This window comes from Ruegeria sp. CH8 (assembly GCF_056536985.1).
Window position 1 is genome coordinate 20,412 of record NZ_JBQFQR010000010.1, and the last position, 26,239, is coordinate 46,650.

Sequence of the window (26,239 nt, forward strand, 5' to 3'; positions counted from 1 at the left end):
GATCAGAAGTCCACGCCAGACTGCTTGCGCAGTTCTTGCAGGGCTGCCGCACCGTCATAGCCATCTGCCGAGATTGCCTCGGACCATGCAACTTCGGCGTCCGCCGCCTTGGATTTGATCGCATCAACCACCGCAGCCGGAGCGTCATAGACCGTGATTCCGGCCTTTTCAGCAGCGGCGCTGCCTTTTTCATCGGCTCCGATCCAGGCCTCGCCAACCAGCGTGGCAAGCGCCTCGCCCGAGATCGCTTCGATGGCGGCTTGATCCTCTGGTGAAATCTCGTTCCACTTGTCCTCGTTCATGACCATGAACCAGGTTGTGTTATAGAGGCCGCCCGGCACTTTCATCGTGTACTTGACGTCCTCGGTCAGCTTGAACGCGGCCAACGCATCATAGGGGAAAGTGACCCCGTCGATCACGCCGCGCGACAGCTTTTCATAGACCTCACCCGAAGACATGAAGAGCGTCGTAGAACCCATGCCCGACATCAGATCAGAGATATAGCCGCCGGGAACACGGATCTTCAGACCGGCGAAATCATCGGCGGTTTCAATTTGACGGACGTTGTTGTGCAACATGCCCGGACCATGCACGAACAGACCCAGAAGCTTGGTGCCTTCATGCTCTTTCTGCGCTTCGAGCGGGCCGGCATACACGTTCCAGAACGCCTTGGAACCGGCTACGGCGTCATCGCCGATGAACGAAAACTGGCCGATCCGCGACCGTGTAAAACGGTCATCCGTGGTAAAGGAATGCAGGCCGTAGGTGATGTCAGCAATGCCGTCAGCGGCCATGTCGTAATGCGCTGGCGGCGGGCCAAGCGGCTTGGCCAGAACGCGAACGGTCACGCGCCCATCAGTGACTTCTTCAACCTGTTTGGCCCAGGGTTTGATTGCGCCAGACACAATCGGATGGCGCGGCGGCAGCCAGCTGGACAGGGCGAGGGTGGTTTCGGCCATCGCGCTTGATGCGAACGACAGGGCGATGGCTGTTGCGCCAACGCAGGCGAGGGCACGGGCTTTCAGGGGCATTTTCATAGTCTCCTCCCTATGAAGCTTCAAATTTCGGCGGCTTTGATTGCAGCGCTCAGAACCGAGCGCTCGCCGATGTGATTGGCCAGGATCAGGATCAGGCGGGCGCTGAGTGCGTCGCTTTGGTCCTTTTCCAACCCGTCATGGGCGGCCAGAAGTTCGGCATAGAAATCATCGACGCCATCAATGTTCGGGGTCAGGATCAAGTCGGTCATGGGGCTCACTCCTTACCGACCGCGCGTCGAATCGAAGCGCGGATTGCGTTTTCTTCAAAGCTGGGGCGTCGGGCGGCCACGTGTTGATCCGGGCGGATTAGGTAAACCGCGCTTTCGGCGTCGCCGAGATACCGCTTTTTCAGCGCACCGGTTTTGTCATCCTTGACCGAAAGGGCCAGACGCGTGACCTTCACACCGTCTTCCTCGATCATGTCGGGGGCATCGGCGTCGATGGTCAAAAGGATGAATTTGTCACCCAGCTTGGACAGCAGGAAATCGTCGCCTAGCGGCGCATCCGGGCAGACCGAACCGGGCCGCGACTGCGCGGGGCCGTTCAGAGCATCCGCCGAATTGAGCGGCGAGCCGTCATAGGTGCAAGGCACTGAAAGACGGCCTGAATTCACCATCGGGCGCGCAAATTCATACTTTTCGGACAGAGACAGCACGGCGTCGCGCAGAAGACGACTGGTCTCGGATTTCGGGGTGATGAAATCGGTAGAACGGGTCGAGTTCAGGATGTTCTCGTCCGCGCCGTGGATACGTTCGCCGTTATACGTGTCCAGCAGGCTTTCAGGCGCTTCGCCACGCATCACCATGCCCAGTTTCCAGCCGAGGTTGTCGACATCCTGCATGCCCGAGTTGGCGCCGCGTGCACCAAAGGGTGACACCTGATGCGCCGCATCGCCGGCGAAGAACACGCGGCCGTGGCGGAAGCTGTCCATGCGCTTGCACTGGAACGTATAGATCGAGGACCAGACCAGGTCGTATTCGACGCCATCCCCCAGGAACGCGTCGAGACGGCGGCGGATGTTTTCCTCTTTCATCTCTTCTTTGCGGTCGACATCCCATCCGATCTGGAAGTCCACCCGCCAAACATCGTCGGGCTGCTTGTGCAGCAGGGTGGACGCGCCAGACCCGTGGGTCGGTTCGAACCAGAACCAGCGTTCGGTCGGAAAGCTGTCGTTCTTCATCTTGATGTCGGCGATCAGAAAACTGTCCTGAAACACTTTTCCGGTGAAATCCAGATCCAGCATCGTGCGCAGCGGTGATGAGGCGCCGTCACACCCGATCAACCAGTCCGCCTCAATCGTATAGGGGCCGTCGGGCGTCATGATGGCCAGGGTGACGTGATCGTCATGCACTTCGACCGTATCCACGCGGTTCTTGCCGCGGATTTCAATCGGTGCGCCCTGCGACTGCAGCTCTTCAAAGCGGTCGAGCTGATAGCTTTCGTAATAGGGCTGCTGCATGTTGATAAAGGCGGGGTATTCATGGCCTTCTTCGGGTAGCAGGTTGAATTCGAAAACCTGGTCGTCCTTGTGGAAGACCTTGCCAAGGTTCCAGACCACCCCTTTGTCTACCATCGGTTTGCCGCAGCCATAGCGGCCCGCAACCTCAAGACAGCGTTTGGCGAAACAGATCGCCCGAGACCCCATACCGACGCCTTCGTGGTCGTCCAGCACCAGTGTGGGAATGCCCTGACGACCAAGATCAAGCGCGGTCGCCACGCCAATCGGGCCACCGCCCATTACCACGACAGGGTGGCGGACCGGTGCAGCGGTGTCCTGATCGGTCGATTTCTTGTAGGGATAGCGCTTGTAGGCAAGCGTGTATCGGTCATCGAACATCGGTTTTGTCCTCTGGCTGCGCACGTTTCGTTTTTAGGAAGCCCGGCCGCACGACCGGGCCGTTTGCCTTAGCCTTGCAAGGCCTCCCACATCTCCAGATCGCGCTGAGCGGTCCAGATACGGGGGGTGTCAATGCCGCGGGCCTCGTCATAGGCGCGGGCGACGTTGAAGGGCAGGCAGTGTTCGTAAATCGCGTAGTCGGCGAATTTCGGATCGCATTCGGCGCGCACGGCATCCCATGCCTCTTTCAGCGATCCCCCGCGCGCTGCAACTTTTGCCGCTGGGCGGTAGGTGCTTTCGACGAAGTCGCGGGTGTTTTCGATGGCGGCGTTGACCATGTCCTTGCCGACCAAGGCGTCTCCGCGGCCCGGTGCGATGGCGTCGACGTCGAACCACTTGATTTCATCCAGCGTATCGCCCCAATCGCTGAAATGCCCGTCGCCGCAATAGCAGGCCGAGTGGTATTCGACGATGTCGCCGGTGAACATGACGTTCTGGTCGGGCACGTGGATGACGATATCGCCCGCCGTATGGGCGCGGCCCAGATGCATCAGGTCGATCCGGCGATTGCCCAGGTAAACGGTCATCGTGTCGCTGAAAGTGGTCGTGGGCCAGGTTAAGCCGGGGATGCTCTCATGCCCTTCGAACAGACGGGGGAAGCGTTGGAATTCGCTGTCCCAGTCCTCTTTGCCGCGTTCCACGACCATCGCGCGGGCCGTATCTGACATAAGGATTTGTTGCGCGCCAAAGGCACTAGCGCCCAGAACGCGGACCGCGTGGTAATGGGTCAGCGCCACATGGGTGATCGGTTTGTCGGTGACAGAGCGGACGCATTCGATCACCTTTTTGGCCAGACGCGGGGTCGCCTGCGCCTCGACAATCATCACACTGTCATCACCGATGATCACGCCCGAGTTCGGATCGCCCTCGGCAGTAAAGGCATAAAGGCCTTCGCCAACCTCGGTGAACGAGATTTTCTTTTCCGACATGTCCCCCTGGGACGCGAATGCTTTGGCCATGAGGTTCCTCCAAAGATGCGATGCTGCCAAAACCCAGTCTGTTTTTGCCGAGGTCAGGCATTTGGTTGCATTTGCAACAATTTCGTTTCATTTGAAACGAAAGTCAACGAAAAACCAGCGCTCATAAGAAGCGGTCTGTTCAGTGCTTTGTTTTAAATGACTTTTGAAGGCTCTTTAGTGACGGCCTTGGTGGTGCTCAAGTCTTGGTGGCAGAGTTCCGGCGCGGGTTTGAAGCGAACCTCGCCACATGCGTCGACCGGTTTTTAAGTACGAATTGGACCCATGCGCAGACTGACGATTCGCAGTTATCTTGGTTCCGAACCGACTTGAATTTGCTTACGCATCCAGATGTGACGTTCTGAGGCATCCGATCGCACATGCCAGATGCAGGAAATCGTCTCTGTCGGCAACGCGAAGGGTGGGGGGCAGAACGACAGATTTAAAAAGGTGGAATCCCGCAACCGCACTGGCAATAACGCTACCATGTCTGAACCCGCCAGCACCGCCGCAATGCTGGAAAACCCCGGCAGGCTGACGGCGATGCGCCGGGACCGGCCCATCGTTGCCAAAATCTGATCAACACTCGTTTTCCCGGACGCGCTGAGCGCCATGATCACGTGATCCGCAGTGCAATAACTATCGAGACTGTCCGGGGCCGTTCGTTGCGACGCATCAAAATAGACCACGTCCCTATCATCTTCCAGGACGCGTCGCTGTTTGATGTCGGTCTCTAATGTCTTGAGCTCGGGTGCCAGCACCAGATCAACCTCGCCGGACCGTAGCAGCTGGACCCATTCCCGATCCGGCAACGCCCGCCTGACGCGGATTTGAACCTGCGGCGCGAGCCGTCGCAGACGGTGAATGAATGGGCGGATGATCAGTTCAATCTCGTAATCTGTTGCGGCGATCGAAAAAGGGCGCGTGTCCTGCGCGGGGTCATAGGTGTCTGCACGCGAAAAGCACTGCATTCGGTGCAGGATCTCTTTGGCCTCGGCGACAAGCGTATCGGCTTTTTCGGTGGGCGTGATCGTGCGGCCCATTGGCACAAAGAGATCATCGCCCGTAATCAACCGCAGACGGTTCAACCCGTGGCTTACGGTGGATTGCGTCACGTTCAGGTCATTTGCGGCAGCGGTCACGGACCCCGTCTCGTAAACCTTTACGAGCATGGTCAGAAGTCGCCCGTCCAGCGCCAACTCATCAAGTTTGTTCATGAGTCACATGAATACCATTGGCGTAGTTTCAATCAATGGATTTCCCTACCTAGCCTGCAGACGCATCAAGGAGGTCTGAAATGTCTGCGAAACACCTATTCAAAACGGCGGCGACGGCTCTGATGCTGGCTCTGTCAAGCTCCGCCTTTGCCGATCTGCGCACCATTACTTCCGAAACCGAAGCCTCGATCAAACTGGCCGAAGGGTTCTATCAGGATGTGCTAGTCTACCGTAACCTGAACAATTTCAGCAAATACATCGGTAAGACCTACATCCAGCACGCCACCGCCTATGGCGACGGCCCCGTTGAACTGATCAAAGCGGTTTCAAGTGAACTAACGGTTGACCCGGACGTTCAGGTCGATCTGTACCGTACAATAGCCGAGGATGATTATGTTGCTATCCACTCGGTCTGGACCACCAGCAGCGGTGAGCAATATGTCTACGTGGATATCTGGCGCGTTGAAAGTGGCTTGCTGGTTGAGCACTGGGATCACTACCAACAGGTGCCTGCCGAGTCCGCCAGCGCAAACACCATGTTCCAGGGCCCGGCGGCCGATATCTATTCGAAGCAGGATACCGATCAGAACCGCGAACGCGCGATTGCTGTTCTGAGCACCTTCAACAACCCAAGTGACACTTCTGCGGTCGAAAACTACGTGTCGGCAGAGACGTATATTCAACACAACCCTTACGTTACCGATGGCCGCGACGCCTTTATCGGGTATCTGGACTCTCTGGCGGGCGAGGGAAAACGTTATGAGACCCAGTTCGCCAAGACGATCGCCATGGGTGATTTCGTTCTGGTGCATTCGAAAGTGACCGATCCGTCGGTCGAGGATGATCTGGGCATCGGGTACATGGATATCTTCCGCTTTAACGACGAAGGTCTGATCGTCGAGCATTGGGACATCGAAGAAGCCCAGACCGGTGTTTCCGCCAACGAAAACGATGTGTTCGGGTATCCGGCTGAGTGAGAGTGACGGGCGGGGCACCTTTCAGTGCTCCGCAACCTTTTTCGGGTCACTCAAAGGAACGCTGAACCCCGACCAGAACTTGCATCAACGTCCGCTAGGTTTTGCTGACGATCCCGGTTTCGACCCACTCATCGAACTGAGCCAAAACGGCGTCGCAAAACGCGGCCTCGTTGATATGGGAGTCCAGCTCAGTCATCGGCACCCGGCCCGGCATGACCTTGCGGGCTTCGTCCACCATGTCCGCAAGGGCTGAGGGATCATGGGCTTCTTCGCCTTCCTTGTCCCACGCTTCCACACCTTGAACCGGCAGGAAGAACTGGACGGGTCCGGTGGCGGCCTCAAGCCGGTTTGCCAGTTCCCGGATCCAGGCGCGGCGTTCGTCGCCATTGAAGACTGAGCTTTTGATGAGGCGATTATGTTCGTGGAAAGGGCGATCCGCATATTGGTCAGGTATCTCTTGCCATCCTGCAAAGTCCAGCAGGTCCAGCGCGCCCGGTGCAACCATTTGCGGTGTGCCAACGCGCCCGGCATTAGTCACACGATCCTGCCCGCTTGAGACAACGGAGCCTGCCAGCAAGTTGCCGAATTCCTGCATGCAGAAATCCATCACGCACGCAAAGGCGCTCTCGGCGGCCAGTTTTTCGAAGGCCATACCGCCCATACCGGTTGAATGAAACACCGCAACTTCGAACCCACGGTCTTCCAAGGCAGGTTTCAAGGTTTTCATGTACCGCAGGCAGGACGACCCCAGGCTGGTCATGCCAATCAGAGGTTTGCTGCGATCCGGAGTGATGGCGGCTTTGGCCGCGCCAACCACGGCACCTGCCGCCTGAGCCAGCGAGGACCGGCAGATCGAATTCATACCATACAGCCCTCCGGCCCACAGGATCATCTGAATGTCCGGAGCCAGCCGGTGCGGCGGGATTAACGGCGAGAAGCTAACGGTTGAGACGATGTATTTTGGCACCCCCATCGGCAACGCTTGGGCACAATCCAGCGCAAGGTCGGTGCCCATGGTGCCGCCGGTGGCCAGCATCCCGTCAAACCGGCCGTCGGCATAGGCCTTTGCCACCACTTTGGCGGCCCCGGCTGACATGACCCGGAACGCTTTGTTCTCATCCCCCAGTGCGATCACCTCGTCGATTGTCATGCCTTCGGCGGCGGCGACCTCGTGCTTCGAGATATCGGTTGGTGTTTGTGGATCGCCCAGAACGGAGACGTCCATCGTCAGCACATCCGCCCCCTGCGCGCGTACGGCATCCTCGATGAACCGCATCTCGGGGTCTTTGGTGTCGTATGTCCCAATCAGCAGGATCGTTTTGTTGGTCATGTTTTCCTCCCGTCCATGCGTTTTATCCGAGGTAGCGTTTCAGCAGGCCCCGGGCGGTATCCTTGAACCGCATATTGCGTATCTCTGATCCGTCTTCGCCCATCCGGGACGAAATCCAGCCCACATAAGTCACTGCGCGCAGGGCTATGAACAGATCGAGATGCTCGGTGTCGAGCGCTCTTACCGACCTGTATCCCATCAGCAGAGCTTCTTGCAGAGCGTCATAGTCCGGCTCACCCAGGTTTTTCATCAACGTCGTGGCGATGTCGAACAGGCGGAACCCAAACCCGGCATCGTCGAAGTCGATCAGCCAGAGCTTGTCGCCTCGGACCATCACGTTTTCGCGCACAAGATCGGCGTGGATCAGGCCATAATCCAGTTGGTCTTCCATCTGCTGCAGGTCACGGTTCGCTGCCGCGCGGAACGCGGCGAACAGGGCGCTATCCTCAGCGGAAAGCGTGGGGTTCTCCCAAAATCGATCCCACAGAGGCGCGTCGCCCAACAGCCCGGTGCGATCCCAGGACCAGCGTGCAAACTCATCGGGGCGAGTCCAAGCATCGCTGACTTCGTGCAGCTTTGCCATTTCACGCCCGAGGGCCCGGAATATCCCCGCGCGGTTGTCATGGTCGATCCCGCCGCCTGTAGAGCCCAGAGGGCGACCGGGCAGCCAGCCCAGCATATCGACCTGCACCCCGTTCAGCAGGTGCAGATAGCCGCCATTCGTGGCCGGTACGGGGGTGGGGACGCCGACACCCCTTGCAGCAAGTTCGGCGATCCATTCCAACTCGGACCTCAGGGCGGCATCCGAATGCAACCCCTGGCGGTGTAGACGCAGGGCATAGCTTTGCCCGTCGGCCTGGACTCGGTAAACATGATTTTCGCGGGCCGCGACCAGCGACCAATCGGCACCGCCCATGCCCCAAAGGGTCAGGGCTTGCTTAACAATCGGGGTCATAGGGTCAGCGGGGTTTCAGCCAAAACCTCGTCCAGTGTGTCAAACAACAGATCGGCATTCTCGTTTGAGAACGGCATAGGTGGCCGGATTTTGAGCGTGTTCTTGTGGCGACCCAGTTTCGAATGGATAATCCCCCGATGCCGCATCGCGTTGATCACCCGATCTGTGAATGCGCTTGCCGGCTCTTTGGTTAGTCGATCCAGCTCCATCTCGGCCCCGAAGATCAGGCCCGAGCCGCGCACGTCGCCGATGAACTCATATTTCTGCTGCAAAGCTGTCATGCGCGAACGTGCGTGATCACCTACCGTTTTGGCATTGGCGACAAGGTTTTTGTCCTCAATCTCTTCCAGCACCGCCATGGCCGCGGCGCAAGAGACCGGATTGCCTCCGAACGTGTTGAAGTACCGATAGCCCTTGCGGAAGGTGGCCAGAACTTCGTTTCGCGTCACCACGCCGCCCGTCGGATGCCCATTGGCCATCGGTTTGCCCATGGTCATGACGTCCGGCACCACGCCCATCTTCTGGTGTGCCCACATATGGGTGCCGGTGCGGCCAAAGCCCGATTGGACCTCGTCACAGATCAGCAGGCCACCGGCCTTGCGCACCACTTCGGCCACCGGTTTCAGCCAGCCGTCAGGGTGGTCCGGGAAACCTTCGTTCAGGAAATAGGGGCAGAGGACCAAAGCGGCAAAACCGATGCCGGACTTTTCATGCTCGGCAATCTGTTCGGCTACGGCATCGGCAAACTTGCTGCCGTCCGGGTCCGGATTGCGATAGCTGTCGGGGGCCGCCACAAACCGGAAATACTGATCCAAGCCAAAGCCAACCGTCGGCACGTTCGATTTGCTTAGCTGGCTGACCAGAGAGGTATTGCCGTGATAGGTCGCATCCGTAGCGATGATGCCGCGCTTGCCGGTCATGCCTTCGGCCATGCGCAGGGCAATGTCGTTGGCCTCGGACCCGGTACAGGTGAGGATGGCGGTGTCCAACGAGGCATCCATCGTGCCGGTCAGCTTTTCGACATAGTCCAGAATGCCGTCATGCAGATAGCGCGTGTGGGTGTTGAGCATCGATGCCTGACGGCAGATCGCCTCGACCACGCGCGGGTTGCAGTGACCAACATGCGGAACGTTGTTATAGCAATCCAGATATTTGCGCCCGTCCGCATCCCACAACCAAACACCTTCACCCTTCACGATATGAAGCGGCTCGTCGTAGAAGGTCGAGACATTTGGGCCCAGCAGCCTGGCCCGGCGTTCAACAAGCTCGGCGGATTTTGGGGGAAGCGTCATTTGGTCGGCCCTTGGTCAGAGTTTTATCCAGGCGGTTTTCAGGTCGAGATATTTCTCAAGCGCGTGCAGGGATTTGTCATGCCCGTTGCCCGACTGGCGCACGCCACCCAGCGGCACGGTCAGGTCAGACCCGCCATAGGTGTTCACGTGCACGACGCCCGCGCGGATACCCGCGATCATGCGATGCGCGCGACCAAGGTTTGATGTCCAGACACCCGAGGACAGCCCGTAGACCGAGTCATTGGCCAAGCGGATCGCCTCGTCTTCATCCTTGAAGGGGGTCACCGCCAGAACCGGGCCGAACACCTCGTTCTGGAACAGGTTGTCGGTGGATTTCACACCGGTCATTACCGTAGGTGCCATATAGTAGCCGCCGGTTTCCTCAAGGATGCGCCCGCCGCCGCTGCGGCGCTCGGCGCCTTCGGCCTCGGCTTTGGCGACGAAGTCCAGATTGGACTCCAGTTCGGATATCGAATGAACCGCGCCGATTTGCGTGTCGAGGTCCAGCGGGTTGCCGACGCGCATCGCCTCGGCATGTCTGACCAGTTCGGCAACGAAATCGTCGTGAATGTCTTCCTGCACAAGCAGACGCGATCCGGCGATGCAAATCTGGCCTGCATTGCGGAAAATACCGCCCGCCGACACTTTGGCAGCCTCGCTCAGGTCCGGGGCGTCACTGAAAACGATGTTGGGGGATTTGCCACCCAGTTCCAGATAGCAGCGTTTCATGTTTGATCGCGCCGAATACTCTAGCAGCCGCCGACCCGTCGCACCCGAACCGGTGAACACTATGATGTCCACGTCCATCGACAGCGCCAGCGTCTCACCCACCACCCGGCCCGAGCCAGTTACGACGTTCAGCACCCCGTCGGGCACACCGGCTTCGGCCGCCAGTTCGGCCAGTTTCAGCAGCGACAAGGATGCGCTTTCGGCCGGTTTCAGCACCACCGAGTTGCCGGTCGCCAGCGCCGGAGCCAGCTTCCAGCTGCCGATCATCAGCGGCATATTCCACGGCACAATTGCCCCGACAACACCCACCGGCGCGTGATGGATCAGGCCCAGCACACTTTCTGCGGTGGGGGCGATCTGGCCATAAACCTTGTCGATCGCCTCGGCGTAATAGCGGAATGTTCCGGCTGCCGACATCGGCTCAGCCTTCATGGCCATGGTGATCTCGGTGCCATTGTCGCGTACACCCAGAACCGCCAGTTCAAGGGCGTGTTTTTCGATCAGATCGGCCAGTTTCAGCAGGACTTTCTTACGCTCGGCCGGGGATTGGCGCGACCAGCGGCCACCTTCGAACGCGGCCCGAGCTGATGCAATCGCGGCCTCCATATCCGCTGGTGTGCCTTCGGCAATCTGGGTCAAAATTGCGCCGTCAATCGGTGACAGCACATCCCGGTGGCCGCCCTCCGAGGCGGCGACCCAGCGCCCTCCGATGAAATGAGACCGAGGGGACAGAACCTGAGAGCGTTGGGCGTCAATATCGGATTGGTTCATGGCAGGGTTACCCTTGCTGATTGGGGTGATCGGAATCGACTGGTTGCGCAGTTGGCTCGGGTTTCAGCTTGTTGCGGAATTCGAAGTACAAGGTGCGCAAATGTAGCAGCAGGATTAGCACGATCAGCGCCGTCAGGATCGCCGCGATCGGGCGGTCGACGAAATCCAGCGGGGATTTGACCCGCGCCATGGCGCTGCGCAGTTTGACCTCCATGATGCCGCCCAGAACCATGCCCAGGATGATCGGTACAATCGGCAGGTCCAGCCGTTTTAGGATCAAGCCAAACACGCCAAACCCGGCGGCAATGGCGCAGTCGGTGATGGAGTTGCGTAAGCTGTAGACGCCGACAAAGGCCAGGATCAGGATCATGATGCCCAGGAACCGCGTTGGAATCTGGATGATCTTGAGCAGCAGGTTGGTCGAAAACAGCAGGAAGACCAGAACGATGACGTTCAGCAGGATTAGCGCCATATAGAGCGCCATCACAAAGTCCATCTGGTTTTCGAACAGCTGCGGGCCGGGGATGACGTTGTGCACGTAGAACACCGATAGCATCATCGCGGTCAGCGCCTCGCCCGGAATACCCAGCGCCAGCAGCGGGATCATGGCGGCACCCGGAACGGCGTTGTTAGCGGCCTCGGATGCGACCAGCCCCTCGGGCGAGCCATCCCCGAACTTGTCAGGGTCTTTCGAGGTCTTCTGCGCATAGGTGTAGGATAGGAATTGCGAAGTAAACTCGCCCGTGCCCGGCACCATGCCCATGAAAACGCCGATGCTCGAGGACACGGTGGCGACCCGCTTAATGCCCAGCAGTTCCTTGAGGCCAGTAAAGATGTTGCCGCTGACATGCGCCTCGCCCGGGGCGTGGTTCTTTTCCAGCAACAGCAGCAGCGCCTGACTGATGGCAAACAGGCCCAGTACGACCACGATCAGGTCGACGCCAGACGCCAGCCAGCTTTGGTCAAAGGTAAAGCGGCGGGTGTATTTGACCGGCTCAAGCCCGACGGTGTTCAGGAATATCCCGAAGGCGGCCAGCATACCGGCGGCAAAGATCTGACCACGGTGGGCAAGGATCACAAGGATGATGCCCAAAAGGGCGGCCAGGAAAATCTCTCGGCTGCCGAAATGTGGGGCGATCAGCGCTAGAATCGGCGACAGGATCATCAGACAGATGATGGCAAAGACACCGCCAAAGAACGACGCGGAATAGGCCAGCGACAGCGCACGATGCCCCTGACCGCGTTTGGTCATGGGATAGCCGTCATAAGTGGTCAACGCGTTGACAGCCGTGCCCGGCGTGTTGATCAGAATGGCGGGGATGGCGCCGCCATACATGGACGAGCCATAGATACCCAGCAGCAGCGTCAGGCCGACAATGGGTTCAAATGCGAATGTTGCAGGCAACAGAATGGCGATAGCTACCGCCGCGCCGACACCAGGTAGCGCGCCGATGATGACCCCACCTATCGAGCCGATCAGAAGGGCGACGATCACCTGCCATTGCGTCAGGATAGAAAGACCGGACAGAAGCGTTTCCATAGTGACCCTCAGAGATAAGTCAGCGCAAAGGCGCGCACGGATTCCGGCAGGTACTCATAAGCAGCGCCGGCGGGGATTTTGACTTGCAGAAAGGCCCGGAAGATCACCGTCACTGCGACACCGAACGCCGCGGCAAGGCCAATGGCTCCGACGCTTCGGAACCCGGTGCGGACCGCAAGAAAAACCGCGAACAGAACGGTCGACGGCAGGTATCCCAAAAGCGGGACAACCGCGACATAGACAAGAAAATAGGCGACGTATTCAAGGGACCGAAACCAAAACGCCACTTCGGGCCAGCGACCCGGAATACGGTCTGACATGGCCGAACTGAGCCAGTGCAGAAAGGCAAAGACGGCCATTGCCCAAAGCGAGACCATCGGCCAGAAGCCGGGCTGCGCAAACCACTTGGTCCGTTTGACGACCTTGGTCTGTTCGCCCAGTTGGCTGAGAAGGAAAACGGCAAAAACCAGAAAGGCCAAAGCAAAAACAACATCGCCGGGCCGGCGGTATCGTTTGAACATGTCCTGAAGTGTTTTGGCTATCATAGTCCCCTCCCTGACCGATGAAAAAGTCGCGCGGGAAACGCCCGCGCGACCCAGTAACGTGCTTATTCGCCTACGAGGGCTTGGATGGCTCCGATCGTTTCGCTGTCGCTTGCGATCTGGGCGTTTGATGCGTCGGCATCCAGCCAGTAGATCAGCACACCGGTCTCTCCGATCAGGTTCTGAGCTTTCTCAGTCTGCAGCGCCTTTTGCGCCGCCGCCGCGATTTTTTCGCGTGCCTCTGCCGGAGTGTCCTTGTGGACGAACAGACCATTCCAAAGCGCCACGTTAAGATCGGGATGCAGTTCGCTAACGGTCGGCGTGTCTGGTGTCAGGCTAATGCGTTCATTGCCAATGCTGGCCAGAACGTTGACGTCGTCCAGACAGGGCAGGATCAGCTGCAGCGTGGTGTTGATCACGTCGACATCACCGGAGGCCAGCGTATTGCAGTCCAGCGCGTCGAATGCAGCCTCGCTTGCAAAATCAAAGCCCGAGCTGATCGCGGCGGCAAAGGTCACCTGGGTGGGCGGCAGGAACGACCCGAAGTGACCCAGCGCCACGTCGTTTTCCTTGCCATGGGCGACCAGTTCCTCCCAGTTCGTGAACGGAGCGTCTTTGCCTGACGCGATCACGAAGGGATAGGTCATGAAGATACCGATCGGCTCGAACGGGTTGGGGGACAGTTCGGGGATGCCGATCTGGGGGCCGCCGATGGGAACGTCCGTCACAAAGGACCCGATGGTATAGCCATCAGCTGGAGCGGTTGCCACTTCGACAGCGCCGGGGAACGGGCCGCCGCCGCCGCCGGGCTTGTTCACGACCGCGGCCGGAACGCCATACATCGCTTGAAATTCGTCTGCGATGATCCGCGTCAGGACGTCTTCCAGATCACCCGGAGGCCACGGAACGACAAAAGAGACCGGCTTCTCTGGATATTCGGCGAGTGCGGCCGTTGCAGAAGCAACAAACGCTGCGGCTGTTAGGACTTTCTTCATTGACACCTCCCGTAAATGGTTCATTATTTGATCCACGTTAACAAGAATAATGTTGCTTTGTTAACCTTGTTCTGTCAAGTATTACCTTAACGGGAGGATGTGAATCACATGGGTACAGCCCTGAACGCCCTGAAAATGCTCAACTACTTTTCAAACGCTCGGCCAGAAATCGGGCTGAGTCAGTTTGCGCGGCTGTCCGGGTTGAACAAAGCCACCGCGCTACGCCACCTGCGGGCGCTTGAAGAATACGGGCTGATCGAACAGAACCCCATGACCAAATCTTATGCGGTCGGACCTGCCGCGCTGCGCCTGGCCGCGCTGCGTCAGATCGCCCGTCCCGGCATCGAAAGTGCCCGCCAGAGAATGCAGGTCGCGATGCAGGATGTCGGCGAAAGCCTTCATCTTTCACTGCTTGAAAAGGATTCTCTGCAAACCGCGCTGGTGGTCGAAACGAACCGCCACAGCGTGCGTGTCAGTCTTGATCCTAGTGAGATCCTTCCAATCAATGCGACGGCTTCGGGCCTGTGTATGCTCAGCTTTGGTCCGTCCTTCCTGCTGGGTCGTCTCGGGCAGAAAGAACAAGCGCGATACACGGACACCACGCTGACCGACCCAGCGCAGATCAAGGATCGGGTCTCGACAATCAGCCAAGCCGGTTGGGCCAACAGCAATGGAAGCTATGAAAATGGCGTCTATGGCTATGCGGCGCCCATATTCGGCATTGATCAGGTAGCGCTGGGAACCATCGCAATTGCCGTTCCCGAAGGCCGCGCCAGCGACGAAAGACTGCCGGAAATCCTGACCACCCTACACGCCCTCTCGACTGATCTGACCGCAAGCTTCGGCGGTCAACTCCCCGACACTTTTCCAACCGAATTCCATCCGTGAGCGGGTGGACACTAACCCCGGAGACCCGAGACATGAAAGACTCGAACTTTCTGAAAGAAAACAACGCGCGTTACTTCTGGCACCCGATGGCACACCCCGCCGACAGTCAGAAGAATCCGCCGACAATTCTGAACGGAGGTGAAGGTGTCAGCATTATCGATGTCGATGGTCACAAGGCGCTGGATGCGGTCGGGGGGCTTTGGAACGTCAATCTGGGTTATTCCTGCGACCCGGTTAAACAGGCCATTGCCGATCAGTTGAACGCGCTGCCCTATTATTCGACGTTCCGCGGCACCAGCAACGACAAGGTGATCGAGCTGTCCTATGAGTTGGCGCAGTTTTTCGAACCTGACGGCCTGACCCGTGCCTTCTTTACCTCGGGTGGTTCGGATTCGGTTGAAATCGCCCTGAAACTGGCACGGCAATACCACAAAGTGCGGGGCGAGGCCGGGCGTACCAAGTTCATCAGCCTGAAACAGGGCTATCACGGCACCCATTTCGCCGCCGCCTCGGTCAACGGCAATCAAAAATTCCGCGCGGCTTATGAGCCGATGATGCCCGGTTGCTATCATGTGCCCGCCCCATGGACCTATCGTAACCCGTTTGACGAGACCGATCCCGAACGCCTGGCGCAGCTTTGCGTCAAAGCGCTTGAGGCCGAGATCGCGTTTCAGGGGGCCAACACCGTTGCGGCCTTCATCATGGAGCCGGTCCTTGGGGCAGGGGGTGTGATCCCGCCGCACAAGAGTTTCATGCCAATGGTGCGTGAAGCCTGCTCCAAGAACGGTATTTTGCTGATCTCGGACGAGATCATCACTGCCTTTGGTCGCACCGGCAGCGAAAGCGGCGCGCGGCATTGGGGGGTGCAGCCCGACATCATGACCACAGCCAAGGCGATCACTAATGGTTACTTCCCGTTTGGGGCGGCGATGATCTCGGGTGCTGTTGCCGAGGTGTTCGAAAATGACACAACCGGCAAGGCGTCGGTTGATCAGGGCTATACCTATTCCGGCCACCCGGTTGGTGCCGCAGCGGCCCTTGCTGCTCTGTCCGAAATCAAGCGCTTGCGCGTTTGGGAAAACGCCGCCGCGCGCGGGGATGAGCTGTTTGCCGGGCTGCGGAGACTGGCCGAGAAATACGACGTGATCGGTGATGTGCGCGGCGGCGAGGGGCTGATGTGCGCGCTGGAACTGGTCTCGGACCGAGCGACCAAGGCGCCTATTGCGAAACACCTGCCGCTGCAGGTTCAGAAAGCAGCTTATGAGGACGGTGTGATGGTGCGTGTGTCCGGCAACAACATCATCCTGTCGCCACCGCTGATCATCACATCCGAGGATGTGGCCAAGATTCTGTCGGCGCTGGATACCGGTCTGGGGACTCTTTGATCACCACTCACCTGACCTCGCCCAACCCGTGCGGGGTCAGACTTTGACCGCCTGCAGTTCTTCCAGCAGGTCCAGCAGTTGGTTCAGCTTCTCGCGGCCCATCTGCGATTCGATATTGTTTGAGATCGCCAGCGACGTGGCAAGGTTGTCTTCCAGAACCGCGCGGCCGGCATCGGTGATCCGAACCATGGTCCGGCGCTTGTCTTGTTTGTCCTGTCGGCGGGTGATCTGGCCATCGGCCTCCATAGTACGCAGAATGCGGGTGAGGCTGGGCAGCAGCAGGCAGGCCTCGTGGGCGATTGCGGTTTGTTCAACCTCGCCGAGCTCGTCCAGAACCCTCAGGATGCGCCACTTTTGTTCGGTGAGTTGAATGTCATGGAGCATATCCCGGATCGGCGCCATGACGGTTTCCCGTGCGCGCAACAGCGCAATCGGAAGGGATCGGGCGGTACTTTTGGTGTGGCTTTGCGTGGTCATGCGGCCTTCTAAATCGGCAATTTGGAAATTGCAAAGATTAACAAGGCAAGTTCTTGACAACGCCGCCGATAAAAACTAAACATGTTAAGCAATAAGGGGAGGACACATGCCACATTTTCACGTCGAATATTCCGGAAATCTGGAGGACAAGATCGACATGGCTGGCCTGTGCGAATGCATCCGGGCGACGGCTGCCGGGATCGAAACCTTTCCGATGCCAGGCATTCGTGTCCGCGCCACACGTGTCGATCACTACGCCATCGCGGACGGCAACCCGGCGCATAGCTTCATCGACATCTCGATCCGCCTGCGTGCAGGCCGGCCTGACTACGTGAAGCAGGATGCCGCAGAACGCATCTTCGAGGCAGTCAGAGCGTATCTGGCCTCCGCCTTCTCACACCATTCCATCGCACTCTCGCTTGAGATGCGCGACATCGACCCCAAGCTTTCGCCTAAGACCGGTACGATCCGCGATCACCTTGGCGCGACCACGCAGGAGACCTGAACCATGAGCGCACTGGACACAAACATCGAAAAACTGGCGGGCTTTTTGGCGCGGTTCAAAGAGACGGGCATCAAGAACCGCATCGCGGGTGAGGACGTTGCCGGGGCTGCCGGTGTGTTTCAATCCACCTCTCCGGTCGACAAGTCGGTGATCTGCGATGTTGCCCATGGCACCGCCGAGGATATCGACACCGCGGCCAAAGCGGCCCATGCGGCCTTTGCCGAATGGCGCGACATGCCTGCCACCGAACGCCGCCGCATCCTGCTGAACGTTGCTGACGCCATAGAAGCGCGCGCAGAAGAAATCGCGCTGTGCGAATGCTGGGACACGGGCCAGACCCTGCGCTTCATGTCCAAGGCGGCCCTACGCGGTGCTGAGAACTTCCGGTTTTTCGCGGATCAGGTGGTGCAAGCGCGCGACGGTCAGCATCTGAAATCGACGACCTTAATGAATGTCACCACACGCGCGCCGATTGGTCCGGTTGGCGTGATCACCCCGTGGAACACGCCGTTCATGCTGTCGACTTGGAAAATCGCACCTGCATTGGCTGCAGGCTGCACCGTAGTTCACAAACCCGCCGAGGATTCGCCGCTGTCAGCCCGCCTGTTGGTCGAAATCGCCGAAGAGGCCGGTCTGCCCAAGGGTGTGCTGAACACCGTGAACGGCTTTGGTCCCGATGCGGGGAAGGCACTGACCGAGCACCCGCTGATCAAAGCTATCGCGTTTGTCGGCGAAAGCCGCACCGGCAGCATCATAACCAAACAGGGTGCAGATACGCTCAAGCGGATGCATCTGGAGTTGGGTGGCAAAAACCCTGTGATCGTGTTCGACGACGCCGATCTGGATCGGGCGCTGGATGCGGTGATCTTCATGATCTACTCGATCAATGGTGAGCGCTGTACCTCGTCCTCGCGCCTGCTGGTGCAGGACAGCATCAAGGACGAGTTCGAAGCCAAGCTGATCGAGCGCGTGAACAACATTAAGGTCGGCCACCCGTTGGACCCGGCAACCGAAATCGGCCCGCTGGTGACGGAAGAGCACTACAACAAGGTCACCAGCTATTTCGACATCGCGACAGAGGACGGCGCGACCGTCGCAGCCGGTGGTGTGAAACTGGGCGACGAAGGGTACTTCATCCGTCCGACCCTGTTCACCAACGCCACCAACCAGATGCGCATCGCGCGCGAGGAGATCTTTGGCCCGGTCCTGACCTCGATCCCATTCTCGACCGAGGAAGAGGCGCTGCAAATGGCCAATGACACGCCTTATGGTTTGACCGGCTATGTCTGGACCAATGACCTGACGCGGGCGCTGCGCTTTACCGATAAGCTTGAGGCCGGGATGATCTGGGTGAACTCGGAAAACGTGCGCCACCTGCCCACGCCCTTTGGCGGCGTTAAAGCCTCGGGCATCGGTCGCGACGGCGGCGACTGGTCGTTCGAGTTCTACATGGAACAAAAGCATATCGGCTTTGCCACTGGACAGCACAAGATCATGCAGTTGGGCAAGCTTTAACGGTCAGCCCTGACAGAACCTGGAAACGCGCGCATCTCAACCTTCAGGAGGAGACAATGGGAGAAATCGTTCTCGCCGCCAAAATGACCCATGTGCCGACCATGCTGATGTCGGAACAGGAAGGCCCGGTTAAGGGTGCGCGTCAAAGCGCGATTGATGGGCATCGGGAAATTGCTCGGCGTGCAAAAGAGCTGGGCGCAGACACGGTGGTGATCTGCGACACGCATTGGGTCGTCAACGCGGGTTTCCACATCAACGCGAACAAGCATTTCGAGGGCCTGTTCACCTCGAACGAATTCCCGCAATTCATCAAGGACCTGCCTTACGCGTATGACGGCGACCCGGCGCTGGGGGATGCCATTGCCGACATCGCTACAGAAAAGGGCGTGCACACGCTCAGCCATCAGGTGGACAGTCTGGAACTGGAATACGGAACCCTTGTTCCGATGCGTTTCATGAGCCGCGAGGCAGATTTCAAGGTGGTCTCGATTGCCGCTTGGTGCACGGTTCACAGCCACGACGAAAGCCGCCTTGTCGGCGAAGCTATCCGCGAGGCGATCGAGGCCAGCGACAGCAAGGTTCTACTGGTCGCGTCCGGTTCGCTGAGCCACAAGATCTGGCCGAACAAGGACTATGCTGCAAATAATGGTACATTCACCATCAGTTCCGAGTTCAACCGCCAAGTGGATCTGCATGTTCTGGACATGTGGCAAGCCGGAGATCACGCTACGTTCCTGAAAATGCTGGGCGAATATGCCAATTTCTGCTGCGGCGAAGGGTCGATGCACGACACCGCCATGCTTTACGGTGCGCTGGGATGGGACTCGTATGACGCGAAATGCGAGGTTGTCACCGAATATTTCCCGTCCTCCGGCACCGGACAGACAAACGTGATCTTCCCCGTGAATTGAACGGGCTGACGGGCGCGCAACGCATTAATGGAGAGGAGACGATCATGGGAAAGATTGTACAGGCCGCGAAGATAACGCATGTGCCAAGCATCTGGATGTCCCACACGATGCCGAAATACAAAGGCATCCGCCAACCTGCCATCGATGGCTATGCGCGCCTGCGTCAGGATGCGATCGACCGCAAGGTTGACACGTTCCTCATCTTCGACACCCACTGGATCACCAATCAGGGGTTTCATCTGAACACGAAAGAGCACCACAAGGGCCGGTTCATCAGCCACGAACTGCCGCACATGCTGGCGGATATGGAGTTCGACTATCGCGGTGATCACGAACTGGGGGAAACCATCCTTGATGTGCTGCGTGAGCGTGGCGAGCGGGCTCTGGGTCATTCGCATCCCGATATGGGGATGGAATACGGTACCTTGCTGCCGATGCACTTTATTAATGACGGTGTGAACGCGCGGGTTTTGCCCGTGGCGGTCAACCAGTTCTCGTCGATCGCTGAAAATCGGGTTTGGGGCGAGGCGATTGCCGAAGCTGTCACGCGCTCGGACCGGAACGTCTCGATTCTGGCCTCGGGGTCGCTGAGCCATGACTTCACGCCCAATGAACGGTCTGTCGATGGTTTGAATTCGGTGAATGGTGAGTTCAACCGCCAGATGGATATGCGTGTGCTGGATCTGTGGGAGCAGGGCCGGTTCGAGGAATTCCTAGAACTTCTGCCCGACTACGCCAAGAAATGTACGGGCGAATGCGCCATGAACGATACCGCCTTGCTGTTCGGCGCCCTTGGATGGGGCAGTTACAAGGGCAAGATCGACATCTACACCCCGTATTTTGGAAGCTCCGGAACGGGTCAGGCCAATATCAGCTTCTCGGTTTAAGGCCGGAATCACAGGAAAATTCGAATGACAGAACTGCGTCTTAACGATCCCAGCCTGCTTGCCGAAAAGGCGCGGGTCGGGTCCAGATGGGTGGATGCGTCCGAGGTTGCGAACGCTATTGATGTGACCAACCCGGCGACGGGTGAGGTGATTGGTCGGGTGCCCAACCTGGGTGCCGCGGAAACGGCCGAGGCAATTGCCGATGCGCAGCGTGCCCAGAAAGACTGGGCCAAACGCACGGCGAAAGAGCGCAGCCAGACCCTGCGGCACTGGTATGATCTGATGATGGAGAACCAGGACGATCTGGGTGCCATCTTGACTGCCGAACAGGGTAAGCCATTGGCCGAAGCGAAAGGCGAGATCGCTTACGGTGCCAGCTTCATCGAGTGGTTCGCCGAAGAGGCCCGTCGTGCTTACGGCGATGTCACGCCCGGCCATGCGCCGGATAAGCGGATCATCACCGTCAAGCAGCCCATTGGTGTCGTGGCCGCGATTACTCCTTGGAACTTTCCCAACGCCATGATCACCCGTAAGGCTGGTCCGGCCTTTGCTGCGGGTTGTTCGATGGTGTTGAAACCCGCTTCGCAGACACCGTTCTCGGCCATCGCGCTGGCTGTTTTGGCCGAACGCGCAGGGCTGCCTGCTGGTTTGTTCTCGGTTATCACTGGTTCGGCGCGCGCCATCGGAGGCGAGATGACGTCGAGCCCGATCGTGCAAAAGCTGACCTTCACCGGATCAACCGAGATCGGCGCGATGCTCTATGCGCAATGCGCCCCGACGATCAAGAAACTGGGGCTGGAGCTGGGCGGTAACGCGCCGTTCATCGTGTTCGACGATGCCGATCTGGATGCCGCCGTCGAAGGCGCCGTAATCGCCAAGTTCCGCAACAACGGCCAGACCTGCGTTTGTGCAAACCGCATCTATGTGCAGGCCGGGGTTTATGAAGCCTTCGCGGAAAAACTGGCGGCCAAAGTGGCGACTCTGCCGACCGGCAACGGGTTCGACGAGGGCATCATCTTTGGCCCGCTGATCGATCAGGCCGCCGTGGACAAAGTGGCCGAACATGTCGATGACGCCACCTCGAAAGGCGCGAGGGTTACGCTTGGGGGCAAACCCCACGCGCTGGGTGGGACCTTCTTCGAGCCCACCATCCTGACTGGTGTGACCTCGGACATGGCAGTAGCAACCGAAGAGACCTTTGGCCCTGTCGCGCCCCTCTTCAAGTTCGATACCGAACGCGAAGTCGTAGCTGCCGCCAATGATACCGAGTTCGGCCTCGCCTCGTATTTCTACTCCCGCGACATGGCCCGTGTCTGGCGTGTGTCCGAGGGTCTGGAATACGGCATGGTCGGGGTTAACACTGGCCTGATCTCAACCGCCGAAGCCCCGTTTGGTGGCGTCAAGATGTCGGGTCTGGGGCGGGAAGGCTCCCGCTATGGGCTCGATGACTTCATGGAACTCAAATACATCTGCATGGGCGGCGTCGAACCCGCTGAGGAGGCCTGATGCGCTTTGCGACTTACACTGCCAATGGCGAAACATTTTTTGGCGCAATTACGGATGCCGGTGCCGTCGCGCTGAATGACGCCTTCCCGGATCATGCCAGCCTGTATGAGGTGATCGCGGCGGGGGCGTTTAGCGAACTGGTCGAAGTCGCTGAGGGCAAAACGGTGACCCATACCGACTTTACCTATGAGATGGTGATGCCCGATGTCCGTCGCATCCTGTGTGTCGGGGTGAACTTTCCGGATCGCAATGCCGAATACAAGGACGGCAGCGCGCAACCGAAATACATGTCTCTGTTCCCGCGCTTTGCCAGCGGGTTTACCGGCCATGACCGTCCGTTGATCCGTCCGCCAGAAAACCACACGCTGGACTACGAAGGTGAGGTTGCCATTGTGATTGGCAAGACTGGCCGCCGGATTTCGCAAGAGGATGCCTATGACCACATTGCGGCCATGACACTGTGCAACGAAGGCACAATCCGCGATTGGGTGCGCCATGCCAAGTTCAACGTCACCCAAGGCAAGAACTGGGACAATACTGGTGCCATCGGACCCTGGCTAGTACCCTTCACCGATGCCGCGCAACTGGATGACGCCCGTATTCAGACCCATGTGAACGGCGAGCTGCGTCAGGACGATACCCTGAACCGCATGATGTTCCCGATCCGGCGTGAGATCGAGTATATCTCGACTTTCATGACCTTGCAGCCGGGCGACATCATCGTCACCGGAACGCCGACCGGGGCAGGGGCGCGGTTTGATCCTCCGAAATATCTGGTGCCGGGCGATGTGGTCGAGGTCTCGGTCGAAGGTATCGGCACACTGCGCAACACGGTTGAGGACGAACAGGTATGACGCCCGAGGATCACACACGCGCCGCCGCTGATTTGCTGCAGGCAGAGCGCACGCGTGCGCAGATCGGCCTGCTGAGCCTGCGCTATCCCGAGATGAGTATGGACGACGCTTATGAGGTTCAAAACGCCATCTATCGCCAGAAATTGGCCGAAGGGCGCAAGGTGATCGGCTGGAAGATCGGCCTGACCTCAAAAGCCATGCAATACGCGCTGAACATCGACATCCCTGACAGCGGCATCCTGTTCGACGACATGGCCTTTGAGCATGGTGGAACGGTCCCGGCGGGCCGTTTCATCCAGCCGCGGATCGAGGCCGAGATCGCCTTTGTGATGAAATCCGCAGTTGGGGGTGAAAACGTCACCCGCGATGATATCACTGCTGCCACGAGCTATGTCGCGCCTTCGATCGAGATTCTCGACACCCGTATTCAACGGGTTGACCTCGCGTCTGGCAAGGCCCGCACGGTGTTCGACACGATCAGCGACAATGCGGCCAATGCAGGCATCGTGCTGGGCGCGGAACGCCACGCCCTGGATGCTTTTGATCTCCGCTGGGTTGGTGCGTTGACCTTCCGCAATGGCGAGATTGAGGAAACTGGTCTGGGTGCGGGCGTGCTAAACGACCCGGTCGAAAGCGTTGTCTGGCTGGCCCGCCGCATGGCGCAATACGGCCAAAGCATCGAACCCGGTCAGATCATCCTGTCCGGCAGCTTTATTCGCCCGGTCGAATGCCCCTCCGGTACTGAAATCCATGCCGATTTCGGGCCGTTTGGCTCGGTCGATATCAATTTCGCCTGAAAGGAACGTCGCACATGCCTGCGCCGAAGAATACGTTCAAAGCCGCTCTCAAGGCCGGGCAGCCGCAGATCGGCTGCTGGATCGGGATGGCCAACGCCTATACGGCCGAGATTGCAGCAACCGCGCAATTCGATTGGCTGCTGGTTGACGGTGAACATGCGCCGAACGATCTGCGGTCGATCCTTGAGCAGGTGCAGGTGATCGAAGGTTCGGGCAGCACTCCAGTTGCACGCCTGCCGATTGGCGAGACATGGATGATCAAGCAGTATCTGGACGCGGGCGTACAGAACCTTCTGGTGCCCATGGTTGAAAGTGGCGATGAGGCGCGTGAACTGGTGCGGGCGGTGCAATACCCGCCACATGGCGTGCGGGGCGTGGGCTCGGCATTGGCACGGGCCTCGCGGTTTGCGGCGATCCCTGATTACCTGAAAACGGCGGATGAACAGATTTGTTTGCTAGTGCAGGTGGAAAACCAAAAGGGCCTGACGGCGCTGGATGATATTCTGGCCACCGATGTGGATGGGGTGTTCATCGGCCCGTCCGATCTGGCCGCCGATATGGGCCATATCGGCAATGCCGGTCACCCCGACGTGGTTGTGGCCGTGCTGGATGCCCTGACCCGCATCGTGGCTGGAGGCAAGGCGGCAGGTATCCTGACCCTTGATCCGGCGATGCAACGCAAATGTCTGGATCTGGGCGCCACATTCGTGGCCACCAATATCGACGTGACCCTGTTTGCAACAGCAATGCGCAATGCCGCCAAAGCCGGGCTGAACCTGTTGCCGGACCAGACCGCCTCGGGCGTTGCTCAAACCGCTGCGGCAAGCAAATACCTGCAGCAGCTGTGCAAACATTGGTCGCACAAGGCCGAGGTTTTCTTCGACGAAACGCAGGGCAGCGTGGCCTTTCCGGATGGCGATAGCGTGACCCTCGAAGCAAATAACAGCAGCCTGACTATAACTGCGGCGACCGGTCCGCGCGGGAATTTGGCACGCTGGAAGGATGTGATCGAAGCCCATCTGGTGCGCTTTGCTTTTCGCGAAGAGTTCCGCATCGACTGGTTTGAGTAAGAGCGCCCGCAACATGCCAGAACCCTTCTACGCCATCGGCGACATCCACGGTCAGTTGCACATGTTGGAGGACGCACTGGCGCGTATTGAAAAAGACGGCGGACCCGATGCCAAAATCGTCTTTATCGGTGACTATACTGATCGCGGTCCCCACAGCCGCGAGGTTCTGGACCTATTGGTGAAAGGGCAGTCCGAAGGCAAAAACTGGACATTTCTTCGCGGCAACCACGACCAGATGTGCGCAATGTTTCTTGAGGACTATCCGCGAAACGACGCGCGTCTGCTGGTGGGGTTTCATTGGCTCCATCCTCGGATAGGAGGGATCGAAACGCTGAAATCCTATGGTGTTGAAGTGAGAGACGGGGATCGAACCTATCAGATACATGCCAAGGCCAAAGCCGCTGTCCCGCAGGCCCATATCGAATTTCTGGCGCGGCTGCAGCCTTACTATCTGAAGGATGACCTGCTGTTTGTTCATGCAGGCATACGCCCCGGCGTTCCTTTGCAACAGCAAGACCATGATGACTTGATCTGGATTCGGGAAGAGTTCCTGAACTACCGGAAGCATCACCCATGGCTAGTCGTCCACGGCCATACCCATGTCACTTCACCTGAACATCACGGCAACCGCGTGAACATCGATACCGGAGCTGGATATGGCAAATCGCTAACAGCTGCGGTTTTTGAAGGATCAAAATGTTGGATTTTGCGGGACAAGGAGCGATTTTGCCTAACGCCCCAAAGCTTTCCAAAGAAGAACAGGTAGATGAGCAAAAGAGAAGAGGTTTATTTCCTACCCGTCGACAGAAATTTGGACCAGCTGATGGCTTTCTTTTATGGTAATCCTTGAATTCCCAGGCGCATTCTCAAACCGGTGTCTACATCTTAACTCATGGCGAAAACGGACACGAATACAACTATTTTCGAGCAGGTTCCGCCAGCAGCAAAATCAGTCCGGACGATCTGCCGGTAGACGCACTGCGATCCACGCGTGTTTTGCATGTCTCAGGCATCAGCCAAGCGATCTCGAATAACGCGGCAGATGCGGTTTTTGAGGCTGTTGGAATAGTGAAAATGCTGATGGAATAGTATCTTACGATGCCAACCTGCGTTTGAAACTATAGCCGATTGAAGTGATCCCTCCCTAAGGCGTGTGTCTGCGGTGTCCGAAACCAATGGCTCCTAACCCCAAAGAGGGGTCAGGCC

At 58.5% G+C, this 26,239-nt stretch carries 26 protein-coding genes; 13 read left to right on the forward strand and 13 right to left on the reverse strand.

Going from position 1 to position 26,239, the window contains the following annotated elements:
• Positions 1-2: 2 nt before the first annotated feature.
• From ACR0ER_RS12710 to ACR0ER_RS12730, 5 genes are all read right to left on the reverse strand, one after another.
• On the reverse strand, positions 3-1,037 hold the full coding sequence (locus ACR0ER_RS12710) for a TRAP transporter substrate-binding protein (protein WP_480769246.1): 1,035 nt from the start codon (positions 1,035-1,037) through the stop codon (positions 3-5).
• A gap of 20 nt (positions 1,038-1,057) precedes the next feature.
• A complete protein-coding gene (locus ACR0ER_RS12715; RefSeq protein WP_170448235.1) occupies positions 1,058-1,246 on the reverse strand; it encodes a DUF2783 domain-containing protein in 189 nt (62 codons plus the stop codon).
• A gap of 5 nt (positions 1,247-1,251) precedes the next feature.
• A complete protein-coding gene (locus ACR0ER_RS12720; protein ID WP_480769247.1) occupies positions 1,252-2,874 on the reverse strand; it encodes an FAD-dependent oxidoreductase in 1,623 nt (540 codons plus the stop codon).
• Positions 2,875-2,942: 68 nt separating this feature from the next.
• Complete coding sequence (locus ACR0ER_RS12725; protein ID WP_480769248.1) at positions 2,943-3,893, reverse strand: MBL fold metallo-hydrolase; 951 nt, start codon at positions 3,891-3,893, stop codon at positions 2,943-2,945.
• Positions 3,894-4,198: 305 nt separating this feature from the next.
• Positions 4,199-5,107 (reverse strand): LysR family transcriptional regulator, encoded by a 909-nt coding sequence (locus ACR0ER_RS12730; protein ID WP_480769249.1) that lies wholly within the window; start codon positions 5,105-5,107, stop codon positions 4,199-4,201.
• An 80-nt stretch (positions 5,108-5,187) separates the two neighbouring features.
• Between ACR0ER_RS12730 and ACR0ER_RS12735 the strand changes: the two genes are divergently transcribed.
• Positions 5,188-6,084 (forward strand): nuclear transport factor 2 family protein, encoded by an 897-nt coding sequence (locus tag ACR0ER_RS12735; protein WP_480769250.1) that lies wholly within the window; start codon positions 5,188-5,190, stop codon positions 6,082-6,084.
• Between the two features lie 94 nt (positions 6,085-6,178).
• Here the strand turns inward: ACR0ER_RS12735 and ACR0ER_RS12740 are convergent, their stop codons facing one another.
• The 7 genes from ACR0ER_RS12740 to ACR0ER_RS12770 all read right to left on the reverse strand — a co-directional run bounded on the left by ACR0ER_RS12740 (position 6,179) and on the right by ACR0ER_RS12770 (position 14,238).
• On the reverse strand, positions 6,179-7,414 hold the full coding sequence (locus ACR0ER_RS12740) for a Tm-1-like ATP-binding domain-containing protein (RefSeq protein WP_480769251.1): 1,236 nt from the start codon (positions 7,412-7,414) through the stop codon (positions 6,179-6,181).
• 22 nt (positions 7,415-7,436) lie between these two features.
• Positions 7,437-8,369 (reverse strand): phosphotransferase enzyme family protein, encoded by a 933-nt coding sequence (locus ACR0ER_RS12745; RefSeq protein ID WP_480769252.1) that lies wholly within the window; start codon positions 8,367-8,369, stop codon positions 7,437-7,439.
• Positions 8,366-9,661, reverse strand: a complete 1,296-nt coding sequence (locus tag ACR0ER_RS12750) for an aspartate aminotransferase family protein (RefSeq protein ID WP_480769253.1) — start codon at positions 9,659-9,661, stop codon at positions 8,366-8,368. Before ACR0ER_RS12750 ends, ACR0ER_RS12745 begins: the two co-directional genes overlap by 4 nt.
• A 15-nt stretch (positions 9,662-9,676) precedes the next feature.
• Entirely contained in the window at positions 9,677-11,161 is a 1,485-nt protein-coding gene (locus tag ACR0ER_RS12755) for an aldehyde dehydrogenase (RefSeq protein ID WP_480769254.1), read from the reverse strand.
• A gap of 7 nt (positions 11,162-11,168) precedes the next feature.
• Positions 11,169-12,701: a tripartite tricarboxylate transporter permease gene (locus ACR0ER_RS12760; RefSeq protein ID WP_480769255.1), complete on the reverse strand. Its 1,533-nt coding sequence runs from the start codon at positions 12,699-12,701 to the stop codon at positions 11,169-11,171.
• Between the two features lie 8 nt (positions 12,702-12,709).
• Complete coding sequence (locus tag ACR0ER_RS12765) at positions 12,710-13,246, reverse strand: tripartite tricarboxylate transporter TctB family protein (protein WP_480769256.1); 537 nt, start codon at positions 13,244-13,246, stop codon at positions 12,710-12,712.
• A 62-nt stretch (positions 13,247-13,308) separates the two neighbouring features.
• The gene (locus ACR0ER_RS12770) at positions 13,309-14,238 is read right to left on the reverse strand and encodes a tripartite tricarboxylate transporter substrate binding protein (RefSeq protein ID WP_480769257.1); all 930 of its coding nucleotides are present in this window, start codon (positions 14,236-14,238) and stop codon (positions 13,309-13,311) included.
• A 108-nt stretch (positions 14,239-14,346) separates the two neighbouring features.
• On the opposite strand from ACR0ER_RS12770, the gene ACR0ER_RS12775 reads away from it, so the two are divergent.
• Positions 14,347-15,126: an IclR family transcriptional regulator gene (locus ACR0ER_RS12775; RefSeq protein ID WP_480769258.1), complete on the forward strand. Its 780-nt coding sequence runs from the start codon at positions 14,347-14,349 to the stop codon at positions 15,124-15,126.
• Positions 15,127-15,158: 32 nt separating this feature from the next.
• Entirely contained in the window at positions 15,159-16,511 is a 1,353-nt protein-coding gene (locus ACR0ER_RS12780) for an aminotransferase class III-fold pyridoxal phosphate-dependent enzyme (RefSeq protein WP_480769259.1), read from the forward strand.
• 36 nt (positions 16,512-16,547) lie between these two features.
• Here the strand turns inward: ACR0ER_RS12780 and hpaR are convergent, their stop codons facing one another.
• Positions 16,548-16,988, reverse strand: coding sequence for a homoprotocatechuate degradation operon regulator HpaR (gene hpaR, locus ACR0ER_RS12785; protein WP_480769260.1), 441 nt, complete (start codon positions 16,986-16,988; stop codon positions 16,548-16,550).
• Positions 16,989-17,094: 106 nt separating this feature from the next.
• Here hpaR and ACR0ER_RS12790 point away from each other — a divergent pair, with 106 nt between their 5' ends.
• The 10 genes from ACR0ER_RS12790 to ACR0ER_RS12835 all read left to right on the forward strand — a co-directional run bounded on the left by ACR0ER_RS12790 (position 17,095) and on the right by ACR0ER_RS12835 (position 26,122).
• Positions 17,095-17,493 (forward strand): 5-carboxymethyl-2-hydroxymuconate Delta-isomerase, encoded by a 399-nt coding sequence (locus tag ACR0ER_RS12790; RefSeq protein ID WP_480769261.1) that lies wholly within the window; start codon positions 17,095-17,097, stop codon positions 17,491-17,493.
• Positions 17,494-17,496: 3 nt separating this feature from the next.
• Positions 17,497-19,008 (forward strand): 5-carboxymethyl-2-hydroxymuconate semialdehyde dehydrogenase, encoded by a 1,512-nt coding sequence (hpaE, locus tag ACR0ER_RS12795; protein ID WP_480769262.1) that lies wholly within the window; start codon positions 17,497-17,499, stop codon positions 19,006-19,008.
• Positions 19,009-19,064: 56 nt separating this feature from the next.
• Complete coding sequence (hpaD, locus tag ACR0ER_RS12800) at positions 19,065-19,919, forward strand: 3,4-dihydroxyphenylacetate 2,3-dioxygenase (RefSeq protein ID WP_480769263.1); 855 nt, start codon at positions 19,065-19,067, stop codon at positions 19,917-19,919.
• Positions 19,920-19,963: 44 nt separating this feature from the next.
• Complete coding sequence (gene hpaD, locus ACR0ER_RS12805) at positions 19,964-20,806, forward strand: 3,4-dihydroxyphenylacetate 2,3-dioxygenase (protein WP_480769264.1); 843 nt, start codon at positions 19,964-19,966, stop codon at positions 20,804-20,806.
• Positions 20,807-20,830: 24 nt separating this feature from the next.
• The gene (locus ACR0ER_RS12810; protein ID WP_480769265.1) at positions 20,831-22,312 is read left to right on the forward strand and encodes an NAD-dependent succinate-semialdehyde dehydrogenase; all 1,482 of its coding nucleotides are present in this window, start codon (positions 20,831-20,833) and stop codon (positions 22,310-22,312) included.
• Entirely contained in the window at positions 22,312-23,166 is an 855-nt protein-coding gene (locus ACR0ER_RS12815; protein ID WP_480769266.1) for a fumarylacetoacetate hydrolase family protein, read from the forward strand. The genes ACR0ER_RS12810 and ACR0ER_RS12815 overlap by 1 nt, the downstream gene beginning before the upstream one ends.
• The gene (gene hpaH, locus ACR0ER_RS12820) at positions 23,163-23,963 is read left to right on the forward strand and encodes a 2-oxo-hept-4-ene-1,7-dioate hydratase (protein ID WP_480769267.1); all 801 of its coding nucleotides are present in this window, start codon (positions 23,163-23,165) and stop codon (positions 23,961-23,963) included. Before ACR0ER_RS12815 ends, hpaH begins: the two co-directional genes overlap by 4 nt.
• 14 nt (positions 23,964-23,977) lie before the next feature.
• Positions 23,978-25,033, forward strand: coding sequence for an aldolase/citrate lyase family protein (locus ACR0ER_RS12825; RefSeq protein ID WP_480769268.1), 1,056 nt, complete (start codon positions 23,978-23,980; stop codon positions 25,031-25,033).
• Positions 25,034-25,046: 13 nt separating this feature from the next.
• Complete coding sequence (locus tag ACR0ER_RS12830) at positions 25,047-25,799, forward strand: metallophosphoesterase family protein (RefSeq protein ID WP_480769269.1); 753 nt, start codon at positions 25,047-25,049, stop codon at positions 25,797-25,799.
• 80 nt (positions 25,800-25,879) lie between these two features.
• A complete protein-coding gene (locus ACR0ER_RS12835; protein WP_480769270.1) occupies positions 25,880-26,122 on the forward strand; it encodes a hypothetical protein in 243 nt (80 codons plus the stop codon).
• The last annotated feature ends 117 nt before the right edge of the window (positions 26,123-26,239 follow it).